The organism is Synechococcus sp. R6-7 (assembly GCF_047461695.1).
Classification (GTDB): Bacteria; Cyanobacteriota; Cyanobacteriia; order Thermostichales; family Thermostichaceae; genus Thermostichus.
Genome location: NZ_JANSHS010000503.1, coordinates 1 through 2721, shown reverse-complemented (window position 1 = coordinate 2721; position 2721 = coordinate 1). Strand labels below are relative to the sequence as shown.

At 58.3% G+C, this 2721-nt stretch carries 4 protein-coding genes; 1 reads left to right on the top strand and 3 read right to left on the bottom strand.

Features of this window, described 5'->3' with window-relative positions:
* A partial coding sequence (locus NW815_RS13450; protein ID WP_414416119.1) for an NAD(P)/FAD-dependent oxidoreductase occupies positions 1-365 on the top strand: 365 nt, incomplete at its 5' end.
* Here the strand turns inward: NW815_RS13450 and NW815_RS13445 are convergent.
* The 3 genes from NW815_RS13445 to NW815_RS13435 form a co-directional block, all read right to left on the bottom strand.
* Positions 342-854, bottom strand: coding sequence for an ATP-binding protein (locus NW815_RS13445; protein WP_414342007.1), 513 nt, complete (start codon positions 852-854; stop codon positions 342-344). The two genes, NW815_RS13450 and NW815_RS13445, sit on opposite strands and share 24 nt — an antisense overlap.
* Before the next feature lie 119 nt (positions 855-973).
* Positions 974-1789, bottom strand: coding sequence for an OmpA family protein (locus NW815_RS13440; RefSeq protein ID WP_414389445.1), 816 nt, complete (start codon positions 1787-1789; stop codon positions 974-976).
* Between the two features lie 151 nt (positions 1790-1940).
* Positions 1941-2600 (bottom strand): XRE family transcriptional regulator, encoded by a 660-nt coding sequence (locus NW815_RS13435; protein WP_414389447.1) that lies wholly within the window; start codon positions 2598-2600, stop codon positions 1941-1943.
* Positions 2601-2721 lie beyond the last annotated feature (121 nt).

Below are 2721 nucleotides of genomic sequence, written 5' to 3'. Positions count from 1 at the left end.
ACACCCAAAATGCCCTCTTGGTGGGAGATGCCGCCTGCGTCATCGATCCGTTTACCGCTGAAGGGATCCGCCCTTCCCTTCTCACCGGCATGTTGGCGGCCCAGGCCATCGATCAAGCTCTAGGCGGGGATACAGAAGCTCTGGCGAACTACTCTGCCCGCGTGCAGCAGGAATGGGGCTCAGAAATGCGCTGGGCTAAGCGGATTGCGGCGTTGTTCTATCGCTTTCCGGGCGTGGGCTACAGGGTGGGCGTCAAACGACCGGGAGCCACTCGGCGCATGGGCCAGATCTTGGCCGGTGAACTGCGCTACAGCGATGTGGCCAGCTCGGCCATTCGCAAGTTAAGCGGTGGTCTGCTCGCCTAAGCCCGGCACCGACAGACGCGGGCGAGATCCAGGATCGTCGAAGCGCTTGCCGATCAACAGGCAGTTGCGACCATCCGCTTGGCGGCTGTAGCTGAGGTGAGTAGAGAGAGCTTTCATCAGCAAAATACCCCGTCCCCCCTCGGACTCAAGATTGGCGTTGGGCGATGTGGGATCCGACAAGTTCCGAGCAAATTCCTCCAGATCAAACTCCTGCCCCTGATCCCAGATGCGCAACTCCAGCCCTTGCGGCATCAGCAGCAGCTCAATGTCGATGGGCGTACTTTCCGGCAGAGCGCGGTGGGCGTGGCGAACGGCGTTGGTAAACCCCTCTACCAAAGCCAACTGACATTCCGCCCAAATGGGATCCGGGATGCCCGCATTTCGGAAAGACTCAAACCAGGTCAAAACCTGGTCAAGCGCGTCCAGGGTTGTGTCAACCCTCAGCGCAAACGTTTGCCTCTTGTCCAGAGGGATCCCTGCCGCGTTCAAAACCGAACCCCAACGATAAGGATTTAACCTGCACCCATCAATCCTGGCCGGATTGACCCTACCAGATTCTAGACCAGAGCCCTGCTGGGACGTGTCATCCCCCACTTTGGGGGGTGCAGCTAGGGAGCGATGACCAAATCCACGCGGCGGTTCCGCTGCCGTCCGGCTTCTGTGTCGTTATCGGCAACGGGCAAGGTGGGACCAAAGCCAGAGGTTGTCCAACTGATGGGATGGCCTTCCGGCAGCAGCTTCGTCAAATAGTCCTTAACCGCATTGGCGCGGCGCAGAGAAAGGGCCAAGTTGTAGTTTAAGGGCCCGATGTTATCGGTGTGGCCGTTGACTTGAACGCGAGCGCCGGGCATGGCCTCCAAGGATTTTGCCACCTGGGCCAACAGCGCCGCTGCTTCAGGTCGAATCTCGGCTTTGTCAAAATCGAACAGCAAATCGCCCGGCAGGCTGATGGTTTGGGTTCCCACCTGAAAAGAGGTCGGCGTTTTGGTCGGGGCTGGGGTGCTTTCTTCTCCTGGGACGATCTCGGCAGCAGTGGAAGATTCCCTGACAGGCTCAGGGGCTGTTTGAGAACGCAGCCGTTGCAGCCGCGACTCCAATTCCTCAATTCTGATCAAGAGCTGGATCACTTGCTGGCGGATTTCCCGAATCTCTGCCTCCAGATCCGTGGGGCTCTCATGATTTTCCTCTGGATCTGCATCTGCTGTTGGGCTGGCCACCGGAGGATTGGCCTGGGGCGGGGCCAAGGTGGGCAGGATCGGTGGTGTGGGAGAAACGGGTTGAGTGGGAGAGATGTTGGTCTCCGGCTGGGGCTGAGGCTGAGCCTGCTGGGGAAGCACCATCCCAACCCAGATCCCGCTGCTGACCAAGAGGATCCCGCTTAGGGAATGGAGAGCGACTGTTAGGAGCTGGGACGAACGAGCCATTGCAGGCAAACCTCCGGCTGGATGGGCGCAGGCAAGGAGCAGGAACTCCTCTCAACTCAACCCTCAAGACCCATCCTAACCGGCGACCCGATCTCGCCAAGGGGATTCTCGGTCGGTCCAACTGCCACTTCCCGCCATCTGCTGTGGGAGGCTAATCAAAACTGATGCGACCTCGATAACGCCCTATGAGGGTTAGGCCGTTGATGGGATCCGCCAAATCCGCCACAAAAGGGGGAAAGCGGGGATTGTCGCTGATCACCTTCACCTGGGATCCGGGCAGGCGCTGCAGTCGTTTGACCAACAGATCCCCATCCATCTGAAAGACGTAAATGCCTTCACAGCTTAGATCCCCGCCCTCTTGCCGCTCCACAAAGATCCAGTCGCCATCCTCCAACGTGGGAGACATGCTATCCCCCTGCACCCGAATCAGACTTAGATCGGCAGGGTTTCCCTTCAAGTGCGTCCGCAGCCAGTTTCGCTCAAAAGCAATCACCGATTCGATCGATTCTTCCCGCACCAACGCCCCCGCTCCGGCAGAGGCGGCCACATCGACAAAAGGCACATACACATACTCTGCTTTCGAGTCGGGATCCACCTGCGGGGATCCCTCCCCTGTAATCAGCCAATTGAGGTTGACCTGGCCCACTTGGGCAATTTTCACGGCCTTGTCAATGCTGGGCACGGATCCCTTCAGGTAGCTGCGCAAGGCCGTATCGCTAATTCCGGCCCGTCGCCCAAACGCATAGACGGCTTCATCGCCAATCACCCATCGCAAGCGGTCTGCAAAAGAAGAGCCAGAGGAGATGGACATCGGCTTAACGCTACATATTGTGTATAAGCAGATTTTTACCACTATATCTTGACAAGTCAACAACCGGTGCAGCCATTTGGGGAGAATCTTCAACGTAAACTACCCGGCTCCGACCGCTAAG